This window comes from Adhaeribacter arboris, from assembly GCF_003023845.1.
Classification (GTDB): domain Bacteria; phylum Bacteroidota; class Bacteroidia; order Cytophagales; family Hymenobacteraceae; genus Adhaeribacter; species Adhaeribacter arboris.
This window is the reverse complement of record NZ_PYFT01000001.1, coordinates 3,052,733-3,076,566: the sequence shown is the minus strand read 5'-3', so window position 1 is coordinate 3,076,566 and position 23,834 is coordinate 3,052,733. Positions and strand designations below refer to the sequence as shown.

19 protein-coding genes and 1 tRNA gene are annotated in these 23,834 nt (G+C 42.0%); 12 read left to right on the top strand and 8 right to left on the bottom strand.

Going from position 1 to position 23,834, the window contains the following annotated elements:
• Positions 1-33: 33 nt before the first annotated feature.
• The 6 genes from AHMF7605_RS12755 to AHMF7605_RS12730 all read left to right on the top strand — a co-directional run bounded on the left by AHMF7605_RS12755 (position 34) and on the right by AHMF7605_RS12730 (position 9,432).
• Positions 34-1,905 carry a glycoside hydrolase family 13 protein gene (locus AHMF7605_RS12755; protein WP_106929889.1) on the top strand — a complete coding sequence of 624 codons (1,872 nt, stop codon included), beginning with the start codon at positions 34-36 and terminating at the stop codon, positions 1,903-1,905.
• A 61-nt stretch (positions 1,906-1,966) separates the two neighbouring features.
• Positions 1,967-2,677: a beta-phosphoglucomutase gene (pgmB, locus tag AHMF7605_RS12750; RefSeq protein WP_233219033.1), complete on the top strand. Its 711-nt coding sequence runs from the start codon at positions 1,967-1,969 to the stop codon at positions 2,675-2,677.
• A 611-nt stretch (positions 2,678-3,288) separates the two neighbouring features.
• Positions 3,289-5,610: a glycoside hydrolase family 65 protein gene (locus AHMF7605_RS12745; RefSeq protein ID WP_106929885.1), complete on the top strand. Its 2,322-nt coding sequence runs from the start codon at positions 3,289-3,291 to the stop codon at positions 5,608-5,610.
• Positions 5,611-5,716: 106 nt separating this feature from the next.
• A complete protein-coding gene (locus tag AHMF7605_RS12740; protein WP_233219032.1) occupies positions 5,717-7,453 on the top strand; it encodes an alpha-amylase family protein in 1,737 nt (578 codons plus the stop codon).
• Between the two features lie 267 nt (positions 7,454-7,720).
• Entirely contained in the window at positions 7,721-9,100 is a 1,380-nt protein-coding gene (locus tag AHMF7605_RS12735) for an MFS transporter (protein ID WP_233219031.1), read from the top strand.
• Between the two features lie 20 nt (positions 9,101-9,120).
• Positions 9,121-9,432 (top strand): hypothetical protein, encoded by a 312-nt coding sequence (locus AHMF7605_RS12730; RefSeq protein ID WP_106929883.1) that lies wholly within the window; start codon positions 9,121-9,123, stop codon positions 9,430-9,432.
• Here AHMF7605_RS12730 and AHMF7605_RS12725 read toward each other — a convergent pair.
• Positions 9,429-10,415 (bottom strand): YheT family hydrolase, encoded by a 987-nt coding sequence (locus AHMF7605_RS12725; RefSeq protein ID WP_106929881.1) that lies wholly within the window; start codon positions 10,413-10,415, stop codon positions 9,429-9,431. The two genes, AHMF7605_RS12730 and AHMF7605_RS12725, sit on opposite strands and share 4 nt — an antisense overlap.
• A 247-nt stretch (positions 10,416-10,662) precedes the next feature.
• Between AHMF7605_RS12725 and rpsT the strand changes: the two genes are divergently transcribed.
• Positions 10,663-10,923 carry a 30S ribosomal protein S20 gene (gene rpsT, locus AHMF7605_RS12720; RefSeq protein ID WP_106929879.1) on the top strand — a complete coding sequence of 87 codons (261 nt, stop codon included), beginning with the start codon at positions 10,663-10,665 and terminating at the stop codon, positions 10,921-10,923.
• 265 nt (positions 10,924-11,188) lie between these two features.
• On the opposite strand, the gene pyk is transcribed toward rpsT, so the two are convergent.
• On the bottom strand, positions 11,189-12,619 hold the full coding sequence (gene pyk, locus AHMF7605_RS12715; protein WP_199200231.1) for a pyruvate kinase: 1,431 nt from the start codon (positions 12,617-12,619) through the stop codon (positions 11,189-11,191).
• Position 12,620: 1 nt separating this feature from the next.
• Entirely contained in the window at positions 12,621-13,049 is a 429-nt protein-coding gene (locus AHMF7605_RS12710) for an IPExxxVDY family protein (RefSeq protein WP_106933452.1), read from the bottom strand.
• Between the two features lie 172 nt (positions 13,050-13,221).
• Here AHMF7605_RS12710 and AHMF7605_RS12705 point away from each other — a divergent pair, with 172 nt between their 5' ends.
• The 5 genes from AHMF7605_RS12705 to lgt all read left to right on the top strand — a co-directional run bounded on the left by AHMF7605_RS12705 (position 13,222) and on the right by lgt (position 18,574).
• Complete coding sequence (locus tag AHMF7605_RS12705) at positions 13,222-13,458, top strand: acyl carrier protein (protein WP_007659745.1); 237 nt, start codon at positions 13,222-13,224, stop codon at positions 13,456-13,458.
• 66 nt (positions 13,459-13,524) lie between these two features.
• Entirely contained in the window at positions 13,525-14,772 is a 1,248-nt protein-coding gene (gene fabF, locus AHMF7605_RS12700; RefSeq protein ID WP_106929877.1) for a beta-ketoacyl-ACP synthase II, read from the top strand.
• An 18-nt stretch (positions 14,773-14,790) separates the two neighbouring features.
• Complete coding sequence (gene rnc / locus AHMF7605_RS12695; protein WP_233219030.1) at positions 14,791-15,510, top strand: ribonuclease III; 720 nt, start codon at positions 14,791-14,793, stop codon at positions 15,508-15,510.
• A 220-nt stretch (positions 15,511-15,730) separates the two neighbouring features.
• Complete coding sequence (gene nadE / locus AHMF7605_RS12690; RefSeq protein ID WP_106929873.1) at positions 15,731-17,602, top strand: NAD(+) synthase; 1,872 nt, start codon at positions 15,731-15,733, stop codon at positions 17,600-17,602.
• Positions 17,603-17,686: 84 nt separating this feature from the next.
• Positions 17,687-18,574: a prolipoprotein diacylglyceryl transferase gene (gene lgt, locus AHMF7605_RS12685; RefSeq protein ID WP_106929871.1), complete on the top strand. Its 888-nt coding sequence runs from the start codon at positions 17,687-17,689 to the stop codon at positions 18,572-18,574.
• Between the two features lie 38 nt (positions 18,575-18,612).
• Here the strand turns inward: lgt and pth are convergent, their stop codons facing one another.
• The 5 genes from pth to purL form a co-directional block, all read right to left on the bottom strand.
• Positions 18,613-19,176: an aminoacyl-tRNA hydrolase gene (pth, locus tag AHMF7605_RS12680; RefSeq protein ID WP_106933451.1), complete on the bottom strand. Its 564-nt coding sequence runs from the start codon at positions 19,174-19,176 to the stop codon at positions 18,613-18,615.
• Positions 19,177-19,482: 306 nt separating this feature from the next.
• Positions 19,483-20,052 (bottom strand): 50S ribosomal protein L25/general stress protein Ctc, encoded by a 570-nt coding sequence (locus AHMF7605_RS12675; RefSeq protein ID WP_106929869.1) that lies wholly within the window; start codon positions 20,050-20,052, stop codon positions 19,483-19,485.
• 162 nt (positions 20,053-20,214) lie between these two features.
• The gene (locus tag AHMF7605_RS12670; RefSeq protein WP_106929867.1) at positions 20,215-21,141 is read right to left on the bottom strand and encodes a ribose-phosphate pyrophosphokinase; all 927 of its coding nucleotides are present in this window, start codon (positions 21,139-21,141) and stop codon (positions 20,215-20,217) included.
• Between the two features lie 174 nt (positions 21,142-21,315).
• Positions 21,316-21,388 (bottom strand) — tRNA-Gln (locus tag AHMF7605_RS12665).
• A gap of 83 nt (positions 21,389-21,471) precedes the next feature.
• Positions 21,472-23,697 (bottom strand): phosphoribosylformylglycinamidine synthase subunit PurL, encoded by a 2,226-nt coding sequence (purL, locus tag AHMF7605_RS12660; protein ID WP_106929865.1) that lies wholly within the window; start codon positions 23,695-23,697, stop codon positions 21,472-21,474.
• Positions 23,698-23,834 lie beyond the last annotated feature (137 nt).

Here is a 23,834-nt window from a genome sequence, read left to right as displayed (position 1 = left end):
AAGCAAAGAATTAGGATTATAATAAACTATCTAATGAAACTAAAATTACTTTTACTGACGGTTACACTGCTACTTTTAAGGGGGCCTAGTTATGCTCAGATGCCAGCCTTAGAGCGAGTAGAACCAGCCTTTTGGTGGACAGGTATGAAAAACCCAAAACTGCAATTAGTTATTCACGGCGATAAAATTTCGGAGCGTACGGTAAAGTTGGTGTATCCGGGGGTACAGTTAATGCAGGTGCATAAAGTACAAAATCCAAATTATTTATTTTTGGACCTTACCGTTTCGGCTACCGCCAAACCAGGCGCGTTTCCAATTACTTTCGAGAAAGCCGGAACAAAAGCGCTTTCTTTTAAATACGAACTCAAACCCCGCGACTCTTCACCTAACCGCATACAGGGAGTTACCAGTAAAGACTTTGTGTACCTGATTATGCCCGACCGCTTTGCCAATGGCGATAAAACCAATGACGTGGTAAAAGGAATGCAGGAAAAAAGCCTTAACCGCGACACTTTAATAACCCGGCACGGAGGCGATTTACAAGGTATTATCGACCATTTAGATTATTTGCAAGATTTGGGGGTAACTACTTTGTGGATTAATCCGGTTCTGGAAAATGACCAGCCTAAATACTCGTATCACGGTTACGCCAATACCGAAAATTATAAAATTGACCGCCGCTTTGGCACGAATGAACTGTATAAAAAGTTGGTAGATGTGTGCCATAAACGCGGCATGAAAGTAATTAAAGATTTGGTGCATAACCACGTAGGCAACCAGCACTGGCTCATCCGCGATATGCCAGCGCCGGATTGGGTACACGAATGGCCCCAGTTTACCCGTACTTCTTATAAAGACCAAGTATTATTTGACCCGTACGCGGCCCAGGAAGATAAAAAACGCATGACCGACGGTTGGTTCGATACCCACATGCCCGACCTGAACCAACAGAATCCTTTTGTTCGGAATTATATCACCCAAAGCCATATCTGGTGGATTGAGTACGCCGGCCTGGATGGTTTCCGGTTGGATACTTACGCCTATAATGATGCCGATTACATGGCCGAATGGGGAAAAGCTATTAAATCCGAATATCCGCAGTTTACTTTTTTTGGCGAAACCTGGGTGCAAGGTATTCCGAACCAGGTATTTTTTACTCAAGGCAATACGGTTAACCGTGGTTTTGATACCCAACTACAAGGGGTAACGGACTTTCAAACCTACTGGGCTATTATCGAAGCCATGAACGGTAAATTTGGCTGGAACGATGGGGTTACAAAATTATATACCACCTTAGCCAGCGACTATCAATACCAGGACCCTACCCGTAATGTCGTTTTTTTAGATAATCATGATTTAAGCCGGTTTTACTCGCTCGTAAACGAAGATGTAGCCAAGTATAAATCCGCGATTGCCTGGTTACTTACCACCCGGGGCATTCCGCAGTTTTACTACGGCGCCGAAATACTGATGAAGAACTTAGCAAATCCTGACGGGAAGGTGCGAGAAGATTTTAAAGGCGGTTGGCCCGGAGATAAGGTAAATAAATTCACGGCAACGGGCCGTACCCCTCAAGAAAACGAAGTATTTAATTACGTGCGCAAACTAGCTAATTACCGCAAACAGAACCCGGTACTGCAAACAGGTAAACTCATGCAATACGTGCCGGAAAATGGTATTTACGTCTACTTCCGGTATAATTCAGACAAAACTGTAATGATTGTAATGAACACCAGTGAGAAAGAAGAAACGGTAACCCTGAATAGATTCTCCGAACGGATGGGCAACTACACGCAAGGGCAAAATATTATTAACGACGAAACCTTATCCTTAAAAGATAATTTAAAAGTGCCCGCTAAAACAACACTTGTTTTGGAATTAAAAAGTAATAAAATTAATAATTAAAAATTCTATATATTAGCTCCTGGCTATAATTTAAATTATTGCTAAAAAACTAACCTTGCCTATGGTCGATAGTCTATGGACTAACGACCATGGACTATCGACTAAAAGTATGATTAAAGCCTGTATTTTTGATTTAGATGGAGTTATAGTAGATACTGCCTTGTATCACTATCAAGCCTGGAAGCGGTTGGCGAACGAACTGGGATTTGACTTTACCGAACACCAAAATGAACAATTAAAAGGAGTAAGCCGGGTCCGGTCTCTGGAGTTAATTCTGGGTTGGGGTGGGGTAACTAAAACTCAAACCGAACAAACAGAATTAGCTACCCGCAAAAATCAGTGGTACGTGGAAATGATTAACCGGATGCAGCCTTCCGAAATTTTGCCGGGAGCTAAAGAATTCTTGCAAGCGGCAAAAGCTGCCGGGTTAAAAACTGCTTTAGGTTCAGCGAGTAAAAATTCCTCTACCATCCTGGAAAGAGTAGGCTTACTGCCTTTCTTCGATGCTATTGTGGATGGTAATCACGTAGCTGCCTCTAAACCAGACCCAGAAGTGTTTCTAAAAGGAGCGGAGGCTTTAGGTACTGATCCATCGGAATGCGTAGTTTTTGAAGATGCCATTGCCGGCATACAGGCTGCTAAAGCGGGTAATATGAAAGTAGTGGGTATTGGTTCGCCGGAAATATTAACGGGAGCAGACTTAGTTGTTCCTGGATTACACGAAATGACCATTGCGAGATTACAGGCATTAGATTCTATTTCAACTAAGTAAAATTCTAATAGAAGAAGCCTCGCTTCACTGACGCTACGATAAGAATACCAAAAGAAAAATAAGAAAATTAAAATAAAGGTTGAAGTCTGGGAAGCGGTATTTAGAAGAAAAAGACAGCAGTCGGGACAACGAGGACCTGCTAGTTTTCCGGTGCCGATAGGCATTCCGACGTCAGGAGGAAAGGAAAAGTAGCCCGTCCGAGTGCCCCGACGAGGCCGCCGGCCAGGAGGCAAACAGGTTACGGAACAAGCCGCATCAGCACCTTAGCCTGGAGACTGGAAAAGGCTCCAAAGTAAATTGTAAAAGCTTCAAACTAAAGCGCCTAATGAAGAAAGATGAGGCTTAATTGTAAAAATTACGAAAGTTAGGCCTGGTTGATACATTAGGCATTAATACATAAATGTAGTTAGAAATTACACCTATGCAGAAGTAACTAATTAAATACTTAATTCAAATAACTCTTTCGCTCTTTTTTGGGTGAAAGCTATTTAACTCAGCAGCAAAAGTTTTTCTGCTGAAGAGCAAGAAGTTTAAAGGTTTAAATAGTAACAATTAATTATGAACGGCTAGGTATGTTAATGCCTGGTTTTAGATACTAGCATCAAATCAACATGAAAAATTATATTAAAGTAGATGAGTGGAATATTATCGAAGAAGGCTTCGACCCACATCTGAACAAAATATCCGAAAGTATTTTCAGCCTGGGAAATGGCCGGATGGGCCAACGAGCCAATTTTGAAGAAACGTACTCCGGGGAAAGCTTACTGGGGAATTACGTGGCCGGGGTATACTATCCGGATAAAACCCGCGTGGGCTGGTGGAAAAACGGCTATCCGGAATATTTTGCCAAAGTGTTAAATGCGGCCAATTGGATTGGTATCGACGTAAAAGTGGACGGAGAAACGTTAGATTTACATACCGCTAAAGTATCGGATTTTCGCCGGGTGCTGAACATGCACGAAGGCTATTTACAACGCTCCTTTACCGCCGAACTACCTAGTGGCAAACAAGTGAAAGTAAATTCCCAACGTTTTTGCAGTATTGTTGATGACGAAGCCGGTGCTATCTGTTACCGCATCACTCCCCTGAATTTCTCGGGCGATCTTACCCTAACGCCTTACATTGATGGGGATGTAAAAAATCAGGATGCCAATTACGACGAAAAGTTCTGGGAAGAAGTAACAAAAGAAGTGAACGAAAGTACGGCTTTCTTAACTATGCGCACCAAGAAAACCGCTTTTGAGGTGTGCACTGGCATGCAATTTATTATTTACCAAAACGGTAAAGCATTAGAACTTAATCCCGAGTCTATCCAAAGAGAAAAGTATGTGGCCAGTCTGGTTACAGTTTCTGCTAACCAGAATGAAGAAACGACTATCTGTAAATTTGCCGCTAACTTATCATCCGAAAATTATCCCAAAGATAAGTTACTGCAACATTGCCGGGAAGTAATCCAAAAAATAACTCAGAAAGGCTTTGAACAAATGTTACAGGAGCAGGTGCAAGCCTGGACGAGTAAATGGGAAGAAAGTGATATAGTGATTGAAGGAGATGTGACTGCTCAGCAAGGCATCCGTTTTAATATTTTCCAACTCAACCAGACGTATACCGGCGAAGATGCCCGCTTAAATATTGGGCCGAAAGGATTTACAGGGGAGAAATACGGAGGAACTACTTACTGGGATACCGAAGCGTATTGCGTGCCTTTTTTCTTGGCTACTGCCGACCCGCAGGTTACCCGCAACTTGCTCATTTATCGTTATAAGCACCTCCAGAAAGCGATTGAAAACGCCGAGAAATTAGGGTTTACCCATGGTGCGGCTTTGTACCCAATGGTAACTATTAACGGCGAAGAATGCCACAACGAGTGGGAAATTACTTTTGAGGAAATTCACCGGAACGCGGCTATTGCTTTTGCTATCTATAATTATGTGCGGTACACTGGCGATGCCGCCTATTTGAGTGAATATGGCTTAGAAGTATTGCTGGGAATTGCCCGGTTCTGGTCGCAGCGCGTAAACTGGAGCGAAGCCAGACAACAATACGTGATGCTCGGGGTAACAGGTCCTAATGAGTACGAAAATAATGTAAACAATAACTGGTATACCAGTACCATGGCAATGTGGTGCCTCGAATATGCTTTGGAAGCTATTGGAATAGTTAAAACTGGTGCTTCGGAAAAGTACGCTGATATTGTGCGGCGAACAAATTTTCGGGAGCAGGAGGAAATGGCGAAGTGGCAGCACATTCTCGATAATATGTATTTGCCGGTAGATGAGGAAAAAGGAGTATTTTTGCAGCAAGACGGTTATTTAGATAAAGAAAATATTCTTGTAAAAGATTTAAGACCAGCCGACCGGCCGCTGAACCAAAAATGGAGCTGGGACCGCATTTTGCGTTCGCCGTTTATTAAACAAGCCGATGTATTGCAAGGGCTATACTTCCTAGAAGACCGTTTCGATTTAGAAACTATCCGCCGCAATTTTGATTTTTACGAGCCGCGCACCGTCCACGAAAGCTCTTTATCACCTTGTGTGCATGCTATTCTGGCAGCTAAACTCGGCGATGAAGAACGGGCTTACCAATTCTACCTGCGCACTTCCCGTCTCGACCTCGACGATTACAACAACGATACCGAAGATGGTTGCCATACTACTTCTATGGCGGGCACCTGGATGAGCGTGGTAGAAGGTTTCGGCGGCATGCGAGTACGAGAAAATCAGCTGCGGTTTAATCCGTTCTTACCAGCTAAATGGCAGTCATTTTCTTTTAAGATAGGGTTCCGGGGCGTTTTACTAAACATAAAAGTAAGCAAAGAAGGCGTGCAGATATTAAATCAATCAGATAAAGACATTTCGGTGGTGGTTTACGACAAACTATACGAAATAAAAGCGAAGGCACAAATTTTAGCCGAGCACGAGTATGCCGCTTAACAAAGAATTTCTACCAGGAATATTAACTAAAAACCTAATTTGCGGTTTAATGGGAGTTGCCCTATTTCTAGCGGGATGTACTCCCAAAGTTGTGCCTGAAATAAACATGAATACTCAACATACCACTGAAGAACCCATCAAGGATAATAAATTTATTATTTACCAGATAATGGTGCGCTTGTTCGGTAACCAAAATACTACCAACAAACACTACGGATCCCGCGATGAAAACGGGGTTGGTAAGTTTAATGATATCACCGATAAAGCACTGAGCGAAATAAAAGCTTTAGGCGCTTCCCATATCTGGTATACAGGCGTTATCGAACACGCCACCATGACCGATAATTCCGCTTATGGCATTAAACCCGACGACCCGGATATTGTAAAAGGCATCGCTGGTTCGCCGTACGCCATTAAAGATTACTACGACGTGGACCCGGATTTAGCGGTAAACGTGCCCAACCGGATGACCGAATTTGAAGCTTTAGTACGTCGCACGCATCAGCATCAGTTAAAAGTAATTATTGATTTTGTTCCGAACCACGTTGCCCGCACTTACAATTCGGATGGGAAACCAGCGGGTGTACTTGACTTTGGAGTTAACGATGATAAAACCAAAGCTTTTAGTCCGCAAAACGATTTTTATTATATTCCTAATCAGCCGTTTGTAGTGCCTGCGGGTACGAATGCGGGTGGCGATGCATTTAAAAGTGCCTTGAAAGATGGGAGATTTGACGAAAACCCGGCCAAAGCCACGGGCAACGATGTTTTTTCCGCTACTCCTAGTCTGAACGATTGGTCGGAAACAATAAAGCTAAATTATGGGGTAGATTACCAGGATAACCGGAGAACGTATTTCGACCCTATTCCACCGGTTTGGGAAAAAATGCGCGACATTCTTATTTTCTGGGCCAAAAAAGACGTAGATGGCTTCCGCTGCGACATGGCCGAAATGGTGCCCGTAGAATTCTGGAACTGGGTAATACCAGCTGTAAAAAAAGTTAATCCCGCTATTATTTTCATTGCCGAAGCTTATAATCCACAGGAATATAGCAAGTATTTTACTACGGGTCAATTTGATTTTTTATACGACAAAGTAGGCTTGTATGATGGTTTAAAACGCCTTATCCGGGATGAGTCGAACGGCCACGTAAAAGATATTACTTACGTCTGGAGTCAGGAAAGCCGAGGATTTTCTTCTCAAATGGTCCGCTTTCTCGAAAATCACGACGAAGAACGTATTGCTTCGGCTGGTTTCGCCGGTAATCCTTGGTTGGCTAAACCCGCAATGGTTATTTCTGCAACCTTATCTTCCGGACCGATTATGATTTACTTCGGGCAGGAAGTAGGTGAACCTGGCAGAGGCAATGAAGGTTTTGGCGGCGAAGACAATCGTACTACAATATTTGATTACTGGGGCGTACCGGAGCATCAGAAATGGATGAATGATGGTCAGTTTGATGGCGGCAAATTAAGTGAGGACCAAAAAAAGCTGCGGGAATTTTACCGGAAGTTGCTCACTACTTCTGCCCAAAAAGAAGCTATTCGCCGAGGTAAGTTTTATGAACTAAACAACCTGTCCGGATTTTCGCATAAGCAGTATGGTTACCTGCGTTTCACCGATGAGCAAAGAGTATTAGCTGTTGCTAATTTCGACCGTAACGAAGCCTTAAAAACGTACATCCATTTGCCAGCCGAAGTATTAAAAATCTTGAAAATATCCGGCGAAAAAGGTGTAACTTTTAAGAATCTTTTAACGGATGCATCTTTCTTTATCCCTGATATTCAAGCGGGTATTCCGGTAAACGTCTTGCCTGCAGATGCTTTGTTATTAGAATTTTAAATATTAGCTGAAGCTAATGGCAATTCATTATTCTATAAACGGATACTTGTGCCACACAGACAAAAGTCAGTCTCCAGATTGATGCGTTGCTATCTGGATGCATTTTGCCTGACTGGAAACTAGCTAAGTCTATTTGTGCTAAGTATGGGACAAAGCTACTATTAGAAATTCATTGAAGACTAACCCTGCTTATAACTTCAACTATTGGATGAATTGTCCCCATTTTTAAATGGAGTAATTAAAATTAAGAACTTTATGTGAAACAATATGGCACAAGTATTTCAACCAGCATCCTCCTCCAAAACCGCCATTGAGAAACCACGGTTATCTTTCTGGCAAATCTTTAATATGAGTTTCGGTTTTTTGGGAATTCAGTTTGGATTTGCTCTGCAAAATGGTAATGCTTCGCGCATTCTGCAAACCTTTGGGGCGGATGTAGAACATCTCTCTTTGTTTTGGTTAGCCGCTCCCATTACCGGCATGATTGTACAGCCCATCATCGGCCATTACTCCGACCGTACCTGGAACCGCCTGGGGCGTCGGCGGCCTTATTTTCTGACGGGAGCTGTTTCGTCGGCATTGGCTTTAATTATTATGCCGAATTCGGCGGTGCTGGCCAATTTACTTCCTCCTATTTTAATTGGGGCCGGAATGCTGATGATTATGGATGCTTCTTTTAACGTAGCCATGGAGCCTTTCCGGGCATTAGTGGCCGATAATTTACCCGATGCACAGCGTAGTACTGGTTTCTCCGTCCAAACCTTTCTGATTGGGGTAGGAGCCGTAGCTGGTTCCTGGTTACCTTATATTATGGCCGAACTTCTAGGCGTTTCTAAAACTGCTTTACCTGGTCAGATTCCCGATAATGTTATTTACTCCTTTTACACCGGAGCGGCTTTTTTGATTGGGGCTATTGTCTGGACAGTAATTACTACCAAAGAATATTCCCCCGCCGAATATGCCAAATACCACCCCGATGAGGAAGGAGAGGAAGAACAGAAAGGCTTAATGGCTATTTTTACCGACTTTTCCAAAATGCCCGTTACCATGCGGCAACTAGGCTTAGTGCAGTTTTTCTCCTGGTTTGCTTTGTTCTCTATGTGGGTATATTCCTTGCCCGCTATTGCCCAACATATTTATCATGTTACCCCAGGCGATACTTCTTCCGCCAGGTTTGCCGATGCCGGTAACTGGGTAAGCTTTTTATTCGGTATTTATAATGGCATTTCGGCCATTTACGCCTTGTTTCTGCCGGCTATTGCCCGTGCTACCAGCCGTAAAATAGCGCATGCCATTTCCCTAATCGCCGGTGGATTGGGTCTGTTATCAATTTTCTTTATTCAAAATCCGGATTACCTGCTAGTGTCTATGGTAGGAATAGGAATGGCTTGGGGAAGTATACTGGCAATGCCGTATGCTATTTTATCCAGTTCTATTCCGGCCAAGAAGATGGGCGTGTACATGGGAATATTTAATTTTTTTATTACTTTCCCTCAAATTGTGAATGGCCTTTTCAGTGGAATGATTGTGAAACAGATATACCACGGCCAAGCTATTTACGCCATTGTATTAGCAGGTATTTTTATGATTTGTGCGGCTATCTCGGTTTTATACGTGCACGATAGTAAAGCTAATATTACCCGTTAACCCTCTTTAAAATTTAAAAAATGGAAGCTCCAGAAAAAAAGGAAGTTCTGGCATTCGTAAATAAGGCGCATAGTTTAGTAGAAAAAACTATATTTGCAAGCCCCAACTCCCAAAGGCTCAGCAGAATGGTTGAACAAACGGCGGCTGATTTGTCGCTGCATTTAGTGCAGGCTTCAGTGGCTGGTGAACAGATGAAGCCGGATTTATTAAAAAGATATTTATATTCTATCTTAACCATTGCGCAGGATTTCCTGCCGGAGATAGATTTAAACCGTACCGCTGAACAGTTAATAACAGCACAGTTACCTGAACCGGAACTTATGCCGGATTAATGAGATTCATTTTTATAATCTTGGGTAAAAAACGCTACTGCTCGCCGTTCGGAATAATATAAGTTGCGATAATAATTTTCTACAAAACCAACGTGTCCTCCATCTACGGGCATTTCCAGGAAGAACACAGGATTCGCTTCGGCTTCGGCAACCGGGAAACATTCCGGTGATAAGAAAGGGTCGTTTTGGGCATTCACGAGCAAAGTAGGAATGCGAATGTTAGGCAGGTACTGTCGGGAACTGCATTTCGAATAATAATCATGGGCATCTTTAAAACCGTGAATAGGAGCCGTATAACGGTTGTCGAACTCGGGAAAAGTACGGAGTTGGTGGAAACCATCCAGCGTCATAGTAGCTGGCATTAAGGATACTTTATCCGTTAATTTTTTGCGCAAGCTTTTCAAAAAACGTTGCATATACACGCGGTTCTCCAATTGAGCCATTTTCCGGGAAGCACTATTAATATGGCAGGGTACGGAAAAAACGACTGCTTTTTTCACTTGCTCCGGTACTTGCTCTGGTTTTTGCCCCAGGTAATTTAAAGTAATATTTCCGCCCATACTAAAGCCAACCAAGTATAATTCCTGGTAGTAACCAGGCTGAAGAGAATATTGTACTACCAAGTCCAAGTCATCGGTGGCGCCCATGTGGTAGGAGCGAAGTAACTTGTTTGGTTCGCCGCTGCAACTCCTAAAATTCCAGGCCAAAGTATCGAAACCTGCTGCGTTCATGGCTTTCACCATCCCTTTTATATAAGGTCGGCTGGCATCGCCTTCTAAACCATGCGATAAGATTACCAGCTTTTTAGTGGGTATTTTACTCTTACTCCAATCTAAATCCAGGAAATCACCATCGGGCGTGTTAATGCGTTCGCGTTGGTACAGCACTTCGGGTACTTCGCGAAATAAAGCTGGAATAATTGTTTGGATGTGACCGTTAAAAAAGTAGAGCGGTGCCCGGTATAAGCTTTTTACTACTGGCATGCAACATAAATATAACTTCTCATACAAAGTTAAGCCGTAATATTCTACTTTGGTATTAAAGTTAATATTCTTACTTAGATAATCACAGGTCCTATCCGGAACAAGCAGGCTTCTTCAAAACCCTGGAAAGCTTACTTCCTTAGACTTACAAGAAAATTGTTTTATAATTTTGGAAACAACATAAAATCATGTTATCTTTGCCCACTCGTTTAGAAAAGACACTAGAAATAAATTATATTAACGTACCATGGCTAACCATAAGTCGGCATTAAAAAGAATTAGAGCAAACGACGCGAAACGCGTATTAAACAGATACCAGGCAAAAACTACCCGTACTTTTGTTAAAAAGCTGAAAGGTACTACGGACCAGACAGAAGCACAAGAACTGTTCAAAAAAGTTTCTTCTATGCTCGACAAATTAGCTAAGCGCAATATTATTCATAAAAATAAAGCTGCTAATAATAAGTCTAAATTAGCTAAACACGTAAATGCTTTAGCTGCTGCTTAATTGTAAATTAATAGCTCTATTTTATACTCTTCAAAGCTTTACCTTCCGGTAAGGCTTTTTTTATTTCTGGATTTAATCCGTTTTTTAGAATAATTTATAATAGAGGCTGTGATTGTATTAGTTTTAACTTTTTAATAATTACGATATTTTAAATTTCAGCAAATTCAAATTACGTATAACCCCATCCAGCCAAAAAAGCAAAAAGTCCGAACTTACTACTATTCGGACTTTTTGCTTTTTGTATTCGATAGCTTCTAAACTAACATCAGGCAATGCTTAATTTTATAGTATTAGCACTCCGCCGTTCCCGCACGGGTATACTAGTTACATTAATATAAATATCACCGGTTTGCAGATGGTTGTTTTGCGTTAGTACCGTCCGGAAATCTATTATTAATTCATCCGTAGAATTCGGGGTTCCTTCGTAATAAAAGCCCCGTACTCCCCAAACTAAATTGAGTTGATTAAGTAGCTGTTGATTATCCGTAAAAATAAAAATATTGGCTTTAGGACGATGTTTGGCAATGTGGAAAGCAGTATAACCGGAACGGGTCATGCAGATGATAGCTTTAGCATTAGTATCCCGCGCTAAAGCGCAAGCATTAGCAACTACCATCTTGCTGTAAAACGATTGTACGTTAGGCGCCAGAGTTATAACTTTATTAAACACTCCAGGCTGGGCTTCAACGGAAGCGAGAGTGCGGCTCATGCTGCGAACAGTTTCCAGAGGGTAAGAACCCGCTGCTGTTTCTGCGCTCAACATAACAGCGTCTGCGCCATCCAATACGGCATTGGCTACATCGTTCGTCTCGGCTCGGGTAGGACGAGCGTTCGTAATCATACTTTCCATCATCTGGGTAGCTACAATTACGGGTTTGCCGGCCTTATTACATTTGTCAATCATCATCTTTTGCAGCATAGGTACTTCTTCTGCCGCAATTTCTACCCCTAAATCTCCCCGCGCTACCATTATACCATCGGTAACCGCAATAATTTCATCAATGTTACGGATAGCTTCTGGTTTCTCAATTTTTGCGATAACCATGGTTTTTTTACCGCGTTCCGAGATAATACGCTTTATTTCGTGAATATCTTCGGCCCGACGCACAAACGATAAAGCTACCCATTCTACATCGTTATCCAGGCCAAAATGTAGATCTTCTACATCTTTTTCGGTAAGAGAAGGCGCCGAAACAGCCGTATCAGGGAGATTAATGCCTTTACGAGGTTTTACCGGCCCGCCGTATATAACTTCTACGTCTACTTCTTTGTCGTTATCAGTAGCTAATACTTTCAACTCTATTTTACCATCGTCGATTAAAATAGCATCGCCAGGTTTTACATCTTTAGCCAGTTCTAAATAAATAGTGGATAAACGAGTAGCCGTACTAACAGAATGGTCGCAAACTAACTTAATTTTATCGCCGGCATGAATCTGCACCATGCCATTTTCTACATCCCCCAAGCGAATTTTAGGGCCTTGTAAATCCTGCATTAAACAAACATTGGTGCCTAGTTCCTGGTTTATCTGACGGACCGTATTTACCACATGTTGATGATCGGCATGTTTTCCGTGTGAAAAATTCAAGCGAAAAACGTCGGCACCTTCCAAAATGAGCGCTTTAAGCATATCATATTGATTACTGGCAGGACCGACGGTGGCAATAATTTTGGTCTTGTTAAAGCTTATTTCCATATTAAAACATCAGATTTTCCTTGAACTTAAGAGTGTTCGGATCAAATTTTTTTACGTATTGTATGAGGGGCACCACTTTAAAAATAGAATTTAAATCCTGGTGCCAATTATCATTCACTTCCCCGTTTATTTGTAACAAGTAATCGTATTCTTTTATGTCGGGAGCCAGAAAAGGTTTCTTTAAGGTGCTTAAATCTGCAGATTTATTGCGCAACAACCGGAAAGTGCGGTACTCGGTGCAATGTAAGTAATTGGATATAACCAATCTGCCTTTATTTAAAAAATCAAAGCAGATATCTTTCTGTTTTACTAATCTTATTCTTAAATATTTGTTTAAAGCCCAGGCTAGTTTATGCTCTCTGCTCGACGAAACCAGTCCGAACAGCTCAAAATCGTAATCATAATCCAGGTCGAGGCGGAGAGTTTTCATATTAATTGGATGCAAGGTAAACAATAATTCGGGGTGCTAAAATTAAAAACTCACTTTAATAAATGTACCGAAAAGTGGAAAAACTTTTTTCCACAAGTTATTAAGATAATTTTTTTGAAATTGTCTATTTAAATCTATTAATTTGCACAGTATTTCAAAAAAAGCTAAGAAAATGTCAGAAATCGCAGAAAAAGTAAAAGCAATTATCATTGATAAATTAGGAGTAGAAGAATCAGAAGTAACGCCCGAAGCAAGCTTTACCAACGATTTAGGAGCTGATTCTTTAGATACTGTAGAGCTTATCATGGAATTCGAAAAAGAATTTAACGTGTCGATTCCGGACGATCAAGCAGAGAATATTGCTACTGTAGGCCAGGCTATTAGCTACCTGGAAGAGCATGCCAAATAATTCCTTCTCTTTAAAATCAAAATTTCTTTTTAATTTCTTCATTTTTACTTCCCTCTACATTCGCTTATGGAGCTTAAGAGAGTTGTAGTTACAGGACTCGGTGCACTCACTCCAATTGGTAATACTGTTTCAGAATACTGGAATGGTTTATCTAATGGTGTGAGCGGCGCTGCGCCTATTACTCGCTTTGATGCCAGCAAGTTTAAAACGCAGTTTGCTTGTGAGGTAAAAGACTACAATCCAGATAATTACTTCGAGCGAAAAGAAGGTCGGAAAATGGATATGTTTACTCAGTTTGCCTTAATCGCCAGTAACGAAGCTATCGCCGATTCGGGCATTCTGGACAATGTAAACCGCGACCGGGTGGGCGTTATCTGGGGCTCAGGTATTGGAGGATTGAAAACTTTTCAGGAAGAATCCATTCAATTTGGCCGGGGCGATGGTACGCCTCGTTACAATCCTTTCTTTATTCCGAAGATGATTGCCGATAGTTCGTCGGGTAACATTTCTATAAAAAATGGTTTTCGCGGGCCTAATTTTGTTACTACCTCGGCTTGTGCTTCTTCCTCCGATTCTATCGTTACCGCGTTAAATTATATCCGTTTAGGTATGGCCGATGTAATTATTACCGGCGGGTCCGAAGCGGCTATAACCGAATCCGGCATTGGAGGTTTTAATGCCCTCAAAGCCATGAGCGAACGCAACGAGGATCCTTTAACTGCCTCGCGCCCGTACGATAAAGACCGCGACGGATTTGTACTCGGAGAAGGATCTGGTGCCTTGGTACTCGAAAGTTATGAACATGCCATAGCTCGCGGCGCTAAAATTTACGCCGAAGTAATTGGTGGGGGTTTATCTTCGGATGCGTATCACATAACTGCTCCGGACCCGAATGGCGAAGGAGTAGTAATTGTTATGCAGAATGCTTTACGCGATGCGAATATCCGGCCGGACGAAGTAGACTATATAAATACCCATGGAACCAGTACCCCGTTAGGGGATGGAGCAGAAGTTACAGCTATTCAGAAAGTTTTTGGGGAGCATGCGTATCAGTTAAATATTAGTTCTACTAAAAGTATGACGGGCCATTTATTGGGTGGTGCGGGTGGTATAGAAGCGGTAGCCGCTATTCTGGCTATTCAGAATGGTATCGTGCCTCCCACTATCAACCACTTCACCGATGATGAAACCATTGACCTTAAATTGAATTTTACCTTCAATAAAGCGCAAGCCAGACCGGTAAATGTGGCTATTAGCAATACTTTTGGGTTTGGTGGACACAACACTTCCGTTATTTTCCGTAAGGTACAATAGAAGTGCTTGATTAAATTGGTGTTACAATTATTTCGCAAGATATTTAGGCTAGGGCCGAACCTAGAAAGGTCCATTACCAGCGTAACGGGTATTACACCCGGTAACATGCGCTTGTATCATTTAGCCTTAACGCATACTTCTTACGGTAAGCCTCAGAGCAACGAACGCCACCAAACGAATGAACGGTTGGAGTTCCTGGGTGATTCTATTTTAGGAGCTGTTATTGCCGATTTCCTTTATAAAAAATTCCCGTACAAAGATGAAGGTTTTCTTACGGAAATCCGGTCGCGCATTGTTAACCGGGAATCTTTAAACCACATTGCCTTACGGATTGGGATTAATACCTTAGTAAAAGTAGACCAGGCGAGTCATTCTGCCCGGTATAAATCTATTAATGGTAATGCCTTAGAAGCTTTAGTAGGTGCTATTTACCTCGATAAAGGTTACAAACAAACCAAACTCTTTATCCTAGAAAAACTTATTAAACCTCATTTTGATTTAAATGAACTGGTAAGCACTACTAAAAACTTTAAATCAAAGCTGATTGAATGGGCGCAGTCGCAAAATAAAGTGGTGCGATTCGATATCATTAATCAAAAGCAATCTGGCAGTACTACCGAGTTTACTTCCGAGGTAACGATTGATGGGCAAGCTATTGCTGTTGGCACCGGCTATTCTAAGAAAAAAGCCGAACAAGCCGCCGCTGAAAAAGGGTTATTGGTTTTGCAGATACCTTAATACTTAGTTGTGCCTTGGTACTACTAAAAAGTTTGTTTTAAGCTCTTTATTATTTATGGCTTCAATAAGAGTTGTGACGGTTTGGTATACCCATCTTTTTCTTTAATGGTTGAGTTTTACTCCCAAAATTACCCTCTACATTTTAGTTAAATCTTACCTAATTACCTAAATTCCAAAACTTCTGTTAACTTGGCTGGTGTATATTTCGTTGAAAGACTACATGAAGACTAGCCTTAAAATTGCGGGAGCGGCTCTTAATCAAACGCCTCTCGACTGGAAAAATAATCTCACTAATATAAAGAATGCTATCACCGAAGCCCAAGCGCAAGGAGTAGAAATACTTTGTTTGCCCGAACTGGCCATTACCGGATATGGTTGCGAAGATATGTTTCTGAGTTCGTGGTTACCGGAAGCGGCTTTTGAAAAATTACTGGAGGTTAAAGAATGGTGTACCAATATAATTGTGTGTGTGGGCCTGCCTTTGCGGTTGTACAACCACATTTATAATACTACCTGCGTTATTAAAAATCAGAAAATCATAGGTTTTACGGCCAAACAATTCCTGGCCAACGATGGGGTGCATTATGAACCCCGCTGGTTTACTTCCTGGCCAGCCAATGAAATCCATACTTTCGAAGAAAATGGCAATAGGTACGAAGTAGGAGATATTATTTACGAAGAACAGGGCGTAAGATTTGCTTTCGAGATTTGCGAGGATGCCTGGCGTTCGGATAATGACCGGCCAGCGGCCCGGCACTTAACCAAAGGCGTGCATTTAATTATAAACCCGAGCGCTAGTCATTTTGCGATGAGCAAAACCGATGTACGCTATAAATTGGTGCTAAATGCTTCTAAGAAATTCCATTGTGCTTATTTGTACGTTAATTTATTAGGTAATGAGGCCGGTCGGATGATTTACGACGGCGAGATTTTAATTGCGCAAAACGGTAATTTAATTACCCGTAATGTTTTGCTTAGCTTTAAAAGTGTAGATGTAGAAGCCGCAGAAGTTAATTTTGCCCAACCCTTATCGCCTGCCGAAACTATTCCTGAATTAGGGCCGATTGATGAAATTAAGGAATTCATTGCCGCTCTTACATTAGCTCTTTTCGATTACATGCGCAAAAGCCGCAGTAAAGGTTTTGTGCTGTCGCTAAGTGGCGGTGCCGATTCCTGTGCCTGTGCCATTGCCGTAGCCGAAATGATTAGGCGGGCAGTTTGCGAGATCGGGGTGGATGAATTTGCTAAAAAATTAAATGTATTCTCACCCGAAGAAATAACACGTTATAAAACATTAGCGGAAGCCGATCAAGTAAAAGTGGTTACGGGTCGCTTGCTAATTACCGCATATCAGGCTTCTCGGAATTCTTCCGATGATACTTTTAATTCGGCCAAAGGCTTAGCTGAATCCATTGGTGCTACCTTTTACCACTGGTTCATCGACGATGAGGTAGCCGGGTATACCGAAAAAGTTGAAAAATCCATTGGTCGAAAACTTACCTGGGAAACCGACGATATTACTTTACAAAATATTCAGGCCCGGGTGCGGGCTCCCGTTATCTGGATGTTGGCCAATTTAAATAATTCTTTACTAATGGCTACCTCTAACCGCAGCGAAGCGTCGGTGGGGTATGCTACCATGGACGGCGATACAGCCGGCAGTATTTCGCCTTTGGCGGGCATTGACAAAGATTTTCTGCGGCAATGGCTGGTATGGGCCGAACGTGAGTTAGGGTACGCAGGTTTGCGCTTTGTAAATAATCTGCAACCCACCGCCGAACTGCGGCCTGCCGAACAAACCCAAACGGATGAGAAAGATTTAATGCCCTACAAAATACTGAACCAGATTGAACGGTTAGGTTTTTACGAACGCTTGTCGCCGAAGCAGATATTTGAGAAAATGCGCGGGATAGAACCGGATGAATTACTTAAAATGCACATTAAGCGGTTCTTCACTCTGTGGTCTCGTAATCAGTGGAAACGGGAGCGGTATGCCCCCTCTTTTCATCTCGACGATTATAACCTCGATCCCAGAAGCTGGCTACGGTTCCCTATTCTGAGCGGTGGCTACCAGGAAGAACTTGATTTTTAATACTAAGCTTCAGACCTTGGTTTAAATAAAATATAGGCTCAAAATTACCTTAATTTGTGTAATTTTGGCGCATATCCATTTACTATGACCTTAGCTAACCTTTTCCTCTGGAATCCGATTGTTTGGAATGTATCTCCGGAAATTTTTGATTTTGGCTTTTTTGCGTTGCGCTGGTACGGCTTATTATTCGCGTTAGGTTTTGTTTTCGGCCAGCGTATATTAACCCGTATTTACAAAGCGGAAGGTCGTACGGAGGAAGACGTAGATATTATCACGCTGTATATGATTGTAGGCACTGTGCTTGGTGCTCGCCTGGGGCATTGTTTATTTTATGAGCCGGAAGTTTATTTAAAAGACCCTATTCGGATTCTAAAAATCTGGGAAGGTGGTTTAGCTAGTCATGGGGCAACCATTGGTATTTTGCTCGCCTTATTCCTGTTCAGTAGAAAGCATAAATTTGATTATTTGTGGGTTTTAGATCGAATTGTTATTGTTGTGGCTTTAGGTGGTTCTTTAATTCGGCTAGGTAATTTATTTAATTCCGAAATTATTGGTAAACCTACCAATTTGCCCTGGGCTTTTAAGTTTGAACGCAATCATGAGCTTATAAATGGGGTACAGGCTTCGTTGCAGCCCCGGCATCCGGCCCAGTTATACGAAGCTATCTCTAGCTTTTTATTATTCTTGTTCTTATATTCTCTTTGGAATCGCCGCAAATCGCTTACACCCCGTGGCTTATTATTTGGCTTGTTCGTGGTTATCTTATTTACCTTACGTTTTCTTTACGAATTCCTCAAAGAGAATCAGGTAGATAAAGAAAACTTTCTGTTAAATACAATCGGCATGAATATCGGCCAGTTATTAAGTATTCCCTTAATCATTATTGGCCTTTTTATTCTTATCCGGGCAATTACCAAACCTACTTACGTTGATCCGGTTGTAAGTACCACTAAAGTAAAATCTGCCAAGTAAAAATCTGGATTTTCCCACTTAGCAGTTATCAGCTTAGTTTACTTGGTATTATAGAAATTCATGGTTCGCTCCAGGCCAATAGTGCCGAAAGAAATGCTCATCTCAGCCGCTTTTTCTATAAGTGTTGGTAATTCTATTTGCTCATCCGGATTAAAAGGACTGAGTACGTAATCAACTTGGCGGCCTTTCGAAAATTGAGCATCTACCCCAAAACGCAAACGCGGGTATTCGGTGGTACCGAGGGTTTCTTCTATATGCTTCAGGCCGTTGTGTCCGCCAGCCGAGCCTTTGGCGCGCATTCGTAATTTACCGTAAGGCAGAGCCAAATCGTCGGTAATGACCAACATTTGAGTGGCCGGAATTTTTAAAGTGCTTAGCCAATGACTCACCGCCTTACCGCTTAAGTTCATGTAAGTAGTAGGCTTAATCAAAGTAAAAGAGCGACCTTTCGTTTTTATTTCAGTTACAAAAACATGACGACCTGAATCAAAAGAGGTGTCGTGTTTTTTTGCCAAATAATCGAGCACCATAAAACCAATATTGTGACGTGTATGGGCGTATTCAGGGCCAATGTTACCTAAACCAACAAGTAAATATTTCATACTAAACGGTACGTTATCCAGAGCTGGTTGCCGTGTGGAACGACTAACCATTTTGCTAAATAAATGCGTAAAAAAATTTGTCAAAAAAAGTGAGTTAATAGAAAGAAGTAAAGGTAAAAAATACCAACAAAAATTAGAAATTAGCGGTAATACTAACTTTTACCAGGACCAAAAGCTGAGATATTTCCATTTACTACCAAGTTTTTTTAGGAGAAGAGGAAGGATAGTTCCTTTAATAGTAAGATTTGGGGTAAATAAAAAATCCCATCTGCTGTAGCAAATGGGATTTTAGAACAGTCGAAAAAATTACTTTTCGTTTTGCTGTTGTTTCAGGGCCCGTGGAATTGCTACAGTAGCAACCGGTGAAGCCGGATTAGATAAGATAGTGTAATTGGCTGGTTTGATTTTATTAACTTTTACCGAACGACCTAGTTCCAGGTCTGAAATGTCAACGTCAATGTAATCGGGTAAATTAGCTGGTAAAGCTTTAATTTTAAGTTTACGGAGCTTAGTTACTAATTTACCTCCGGATAGAACACCCGGAGAAACACCCACAAAACGAACCGGAACTTCAATTTTAACTTCTTTGTCGTCTTTCAGTTCCAAAAAGTCCACGTGCAGCAACATTTCATTTACCGGGTGAAACTGTAAATCTTGCAAGACAGCCTTAAAATGAGTGCCCTCAATGTTTAAATCAACAATGTGTACTTCCGGCGAGTAAACCAATTCACGGAATAAAATAGCAGGAGCGTAAAAAGCTACTTGCTCGGAGCCTCCGTACAATACACAAGGCACATTTGATTCGGCACGCAGATCTTTAGATTCTTTTTTACCGAGATTTGCTCTTTTAAACCCTATAATCTCTAATGTTTTCATTAATAAAAATTTATTTGTTTGTATGTAGTCGATAGTTCATGGTCGACAATCCATGTTAATTTAGTTGATAGTCCATGGTCGATAGTCCACGGGTAAAATTTATTTTATTGTTAAACAGCTTAATAGTTTATTCTCAACCCAAACGCATAACCTTCCAACCAATCACAAAAACAGCGAACTAATAGATTCGTGGGTTACCACGTTACTAATAGCCCGGGCAAATAAATCGGCAAAAGATAAAACTTTGATTTTAGTAGAATCCTGACGTAACGGAATAGTATTCGAAACTACTAATTCTTCCAGTACTGAGTTTTCTATGCGTTCGTAAGCCGGTCCCGATAAAACGGCATGCGTAGCAATGGCGCGTACGCTTTTGGCTCCCTTTTCCATTAATAAATTGGCGGCTAAAGTAATGGTACCAGCCGTATCTACCATATCATCTACTAAAACTACATCCATTCCTTCCACGTTCCCGATTACCTGCATGCTGGCCACTTCATTGGCGCGCGCCCGGTGCTTATCGCACACGACTAATTCTGCGCCAAAGCGTTTGGCAAAGGTTCGCGCCCGAACCAAGCCTCCTACATCAGGCGAAGCAAACGTTAGATTTTCGAGCTGTAAACTTTTAATATAAGGCACAAAAATGGCAGAACCATCCAGGTGATCGACGGGGATATCAAAAAAGCCCTGAATCTGGCCCGCGTGTAAATCGCAAGTCATCAGGCGATCGGCTCCAGCTGCCTGAATAGCATCAGCTACTACTTTGGCGCCAATAGCTACCCGGGGTTTATCTTTGCGGTCTTGGCGGGCATAACCATAATAAGGTACTACCACCGCTACTTGCGTGGCGGAAGCGCGTTTAGCGGCATCTACCATCAGCATGAGTTCCATAAGGTTGTCGGATGGCGGAAAAGTAGATTGTATCAGGAAAACGTGGCATCCCCGCACCGATTCGTTAAAACTTGCGGAAATTTCACCATCGCTAAATTTTTGTAAGCTGATGTCTCCTAGTGTGGTGCCATAGGCAGCAGCAATTTTTTCGGCCAGTTGGACCGATTGCGAACCCGAAAAGATTTTGACCTGCGCCATTTTTAAAAACTAAGGGTTGAAATTAATGCTCCATAAAAGAGGGGCAAAAGTACAGGATAAACCGCAATCGTGCACGCTCTATTTTTTATTTAATTACCACCCGGCTATTAACAAAATTAACAATGCGCTTCGTTCGGTTAAACCAAAGTGGCACATTGTTAATTTCTTTTTTCGTTGTCCGACCAGGTTTCGAACCTGGACTCTTCTGAACCAAAATCAGACGTGTTGCCAGTTACACCATCGGACAGTTTCCCGCTCTTTTATCGTTTGGGAGCACAAATATACGGCGAAGATTTTAGATTCAAAATTTCTGTATAAAATTTTTAAAGCTTACTGCATGATTTTCTCTAAAGCCGTATCATACAGGTTTTTAATCTCTTTAACTTCGTAAAAATCTTCGTCGTCGATACGGCAAATATCCTCCTGTACCGTTCCGAGCAGTTCAAAATTTACCTTTTTTTCGGTCAGCAACGATTCAAATTCAGCTTGATTAGCCGGTTTTATCGATACTACTACCCGGCTCTGACTCTCACCAAATAGATACGCATCTTTCCGGAAATTGCTATTGGTTTTAATAGCAAATCCCAATTCATTGGGCATGGCTGCTTCCGCTAAAGTAATGTATAAACCACCATCCGACACATCGTGCGCGGAAGCAATTAATTTCTGCTGAATAAGGGTTTTTACGGCTGTTTGCACCTTAAATTCTTCTTCCAAGTCAAAGGCTGGCGCAGGCGACAATTTAACGCTATGATAAGAATACAAATACTCCGAAGAATTAATGTCGTTTTTCGATTCACCGACCAAGTAAATCAAATCATCCGCTGCCTGAAAAACTAAAGAGGTAACATTTTCTTTTTGTTCTACTAAACCCAACATGCCAATGGTAGGAGTAGGGAATACCGGACCTTCGTCGGAGGATTGATTGTAAAAACTCACGTTCCCACCCGTTACCGGAGTCCCAAATTTTTCGCAAGCCTTTTTCATGCCTTTAATAGCGCCCACAAATTGCCAGTATACTTCTGGTACGTAGGGATTACCAAAATTTAAGCAATTAGTAATGGCTAAAGGTTCGCCCCCGGAACACACAATATTACGGGCCGCTTCGGCAACGGCAATAGCGCAACCTTCTTCGGGATTAGCATTTACGTAGCGGCTGTTACAGTCTACCGTTATCGCAATTGCCTTATCGGAGCCTTTTACTTTTACAATGGCGGCATCGGTAGGAGTATTGGTGGTCATGGTGGCGGTACCTACCATTGAGTCGTATTGCTGCGACACCCAGCGCCGGGAACAAATATTCGGGTGTTGTACTAAATGTTTTGCAATTGCCTTTAATTCGGCTAGAGTAGTTGGTTCGGCTACCTGGTCAATATTAAATTTAAGAGTTTCCTGGAAATAAGCGGGTTCGCGGTATTCGCGGTGATATACGGGAGCGCCACCGCCTAATACTAAATCTTCCGCGGGTACGTCGGCAACCAGTTCCCCGTGTAAGTAATAGCGTAAGCGTTTGGTATCGGTCACTTCGGCAATCTGGGCGCAGTACAAATCCCACTTTTCACAAATCTGGTAGATCAAATCTTCTGCTCCTTTTTCCATTACTACCAGCATGCGTTCCTGGCTTTCGGAAAGTAAGATTTCGAAAGGTTGCATGTTGGCTTGGCGAGTAGGAACTTTGTCGAGCCACACATCCATGCCACTTTCACCTTTGGCGCTCATTTCAGAAGTAGAACAAGTAATGCCAGCCGCACCCATATCCTGCATGCCTACAACTTTACCCGTTTGCAGTACTTCCAGTGTTGCCTCAAGTAATAATTTTTCTTGAAAAGGGTCGCCTACTTGTACCGAAGGTAATTTTTCGGCCGAGGATTCACTAATATCTTCCGAGGCAAAAGTAGCGCCGTGAATACCATCTTTTCCGGTGGCAGAGCCTATAATAAATACCGGATTTCCTACTCCGTGGGCCGTAGCGGAAGCTGTTTTCCCCACTTCTACAATTCCCGCCGAAAAGGCGTTAACTAGAGGATTAACGTTATAACAATCATCAAAAAATAATTCGCCGCCTACTGTAGGAATACCAAAAGCATTGCCATAATCACCAATTCCTTTTACTACTCCACGTAGCAGTCGCTTGGTTTTATCGCTGGCCAAATTTCCAAAACGCAAGGAATTAAGCTGAGCAATAGGGCGCGCGCCCATGGTAAAAATATCGCGGTTAATACCGCCCACGCCTGTAGCTGCTCCCTGGTAAGGTTCTATAGCCGAAGGGTGATTATGCGACTCGATTTTGAAAGAACAAGCTAAACCATTTCCGATATCTACCAGACCCGCATTTTCTTCGCCGGCTTTGGCTAGCATACGGGGCGAGTCTTTGGGCAAAGTTTTTAACCAAACGATCGAATTTTTATAGGAGCAGTGTTCCGACCACATTACCGAAAAAATACTTAGTTCGGTAAAGTTGGGTACGCGACCTAAAATATCCTGAATTTTTTGAAATTCTTCGGGTAGCAAACCCAGCTTTTTAGCAGTTTCTACAGTTGGGAGATGTTGTTCCACGGGTACTGGTTTTGATTTGCCGCAAAATTAGGAATTTCTCCCTTTATTGGGGTATAAAATAAAATTAAAATAGAATTCCAGCTTAAAAGGTTATCTTCAACTGCAAATACTAAACAAACTGCTTTAATATAACTTTT

Excerpts from the sequence above, each read along its gene's own strand:
- AHMF7605_RS12755 (WP_106929889.1), top strand. The coding sequence starts at position 34 with ATGAAACTAAAATTACTTTTACTGACGGTTACACTGCTACTTTTAAGG.
- pgmB (WP_233219033.1), top strand. The coding sequence starts at position 1,967 with ATGGTCGATAGTCTATGGACTAACGACCATGGACTATCGACTAAAAGT.
- AHMF7605_RS12745 (WP_106929885.1), top strand. The coding sequence starts at position 3,289 with ATGAAAAATTATATTAAAGTAGATGAGTGGAATATTATCGAAGAAGGC.
- AHMF7605_RS12740 (WP_233219032.1), top strand. The coding sequence starts at position 5,717 with ATGAATACTCAACATACCACTGAAGAACCCATCAAGGATAATAAATTT.
- AHMF7605_RS12735 (WP_233219031.1), top strand. The coding sequence starts at position 7,721 with ATGGCACAAGTATTTCAACCAGCATCCTCCTCCAAAACCGCCATTGAG.
- AHMF7605_RS12730 (WP_106929883.1), top strand. The coding sequence starts at position 9,121 with ATGGAAGCTCCAGAAAAAAAGGAAGTTCTGGCATTCGTAAATAAGGCG.
- AHMF7605_RS12725 (WP_106929881.1), bottom strand. The coding sequence starts at position 10,415 with ATGCCAGTAGTAAAAAGCTTATACCGGGCACCGCTCTACTTTTTTAAC.
- rpsT (WP_106929879.1), top strand. The coding sequence starts at position 10,663 with ATGGCTAACCATAAGTCGGCATTAAAAAGAATTAGAGCAAACGACGCG.
- pyk (WP_199200231.1), bottom strand. The coding sequence starts at position 12,619 with ATGGAAATAAGCTTTAACAAGACCAAAATTATTGCCACCGTCGGTCCT.
- AHMF7605_RS12710 (WP_106933452.1), bottom strand. The coding sequence starts at position 13,049 with ATGAAAACTCTCCGCCTCGACCTGGATTATGATTACGATTTTGAGCTG.
- AHMF7605_RS12705 (WP_007659745.1), top strand. The coding sequence starts at position 13,222 with ATGTCAGAAATCGCAGAAAAAGTAAAAGCAATTATCATTGATAAATTA.
- fabF (WP_106929877.1), top strand. The coding sequence starts at position 13,525 with ATGGAGCTTAAGAGAGTTGTAGTTACAGGACTCGGTGCACTCACTCCA.
- nadE (WP_106929873.1), top strand. The coding sequence starts at position 15,731 with ATGAAGACTAGCCTTAAAATTGCGGGAGCGGCTCTTAATCAAACGCCT.
- lgt (WP_106929871.1), top strand. The coding sequence starts at position 17,687 with ATGACCTTAGCTAACCTTTTCCTCTGGAATCCGATTGTTTGGAATGTA.
- pth (WP_106933451.1), bottom strand. The coding sequence starts at position 19,176 with ATGAAATATTTACTTGTTGGTTTAGGTAACATTGGCCCTGAATACGCC.
- AHMF7605_RS12675 (WP_106929869.1), bottom strand. The coding sequence starts at position 20,052 with ATGAAAACATTAGAGATTATAGGGTTTAAAAGAGCAAATCTCGGTAAA.
- AHMF7605_RS12670 (WP_106929867.1), bottom strand. The coding sequence starts at position 21,141 with ATGGCGCAGGTCAAAATCTTTTCGGGTTCGCAATCGGTCCAACTGGCC.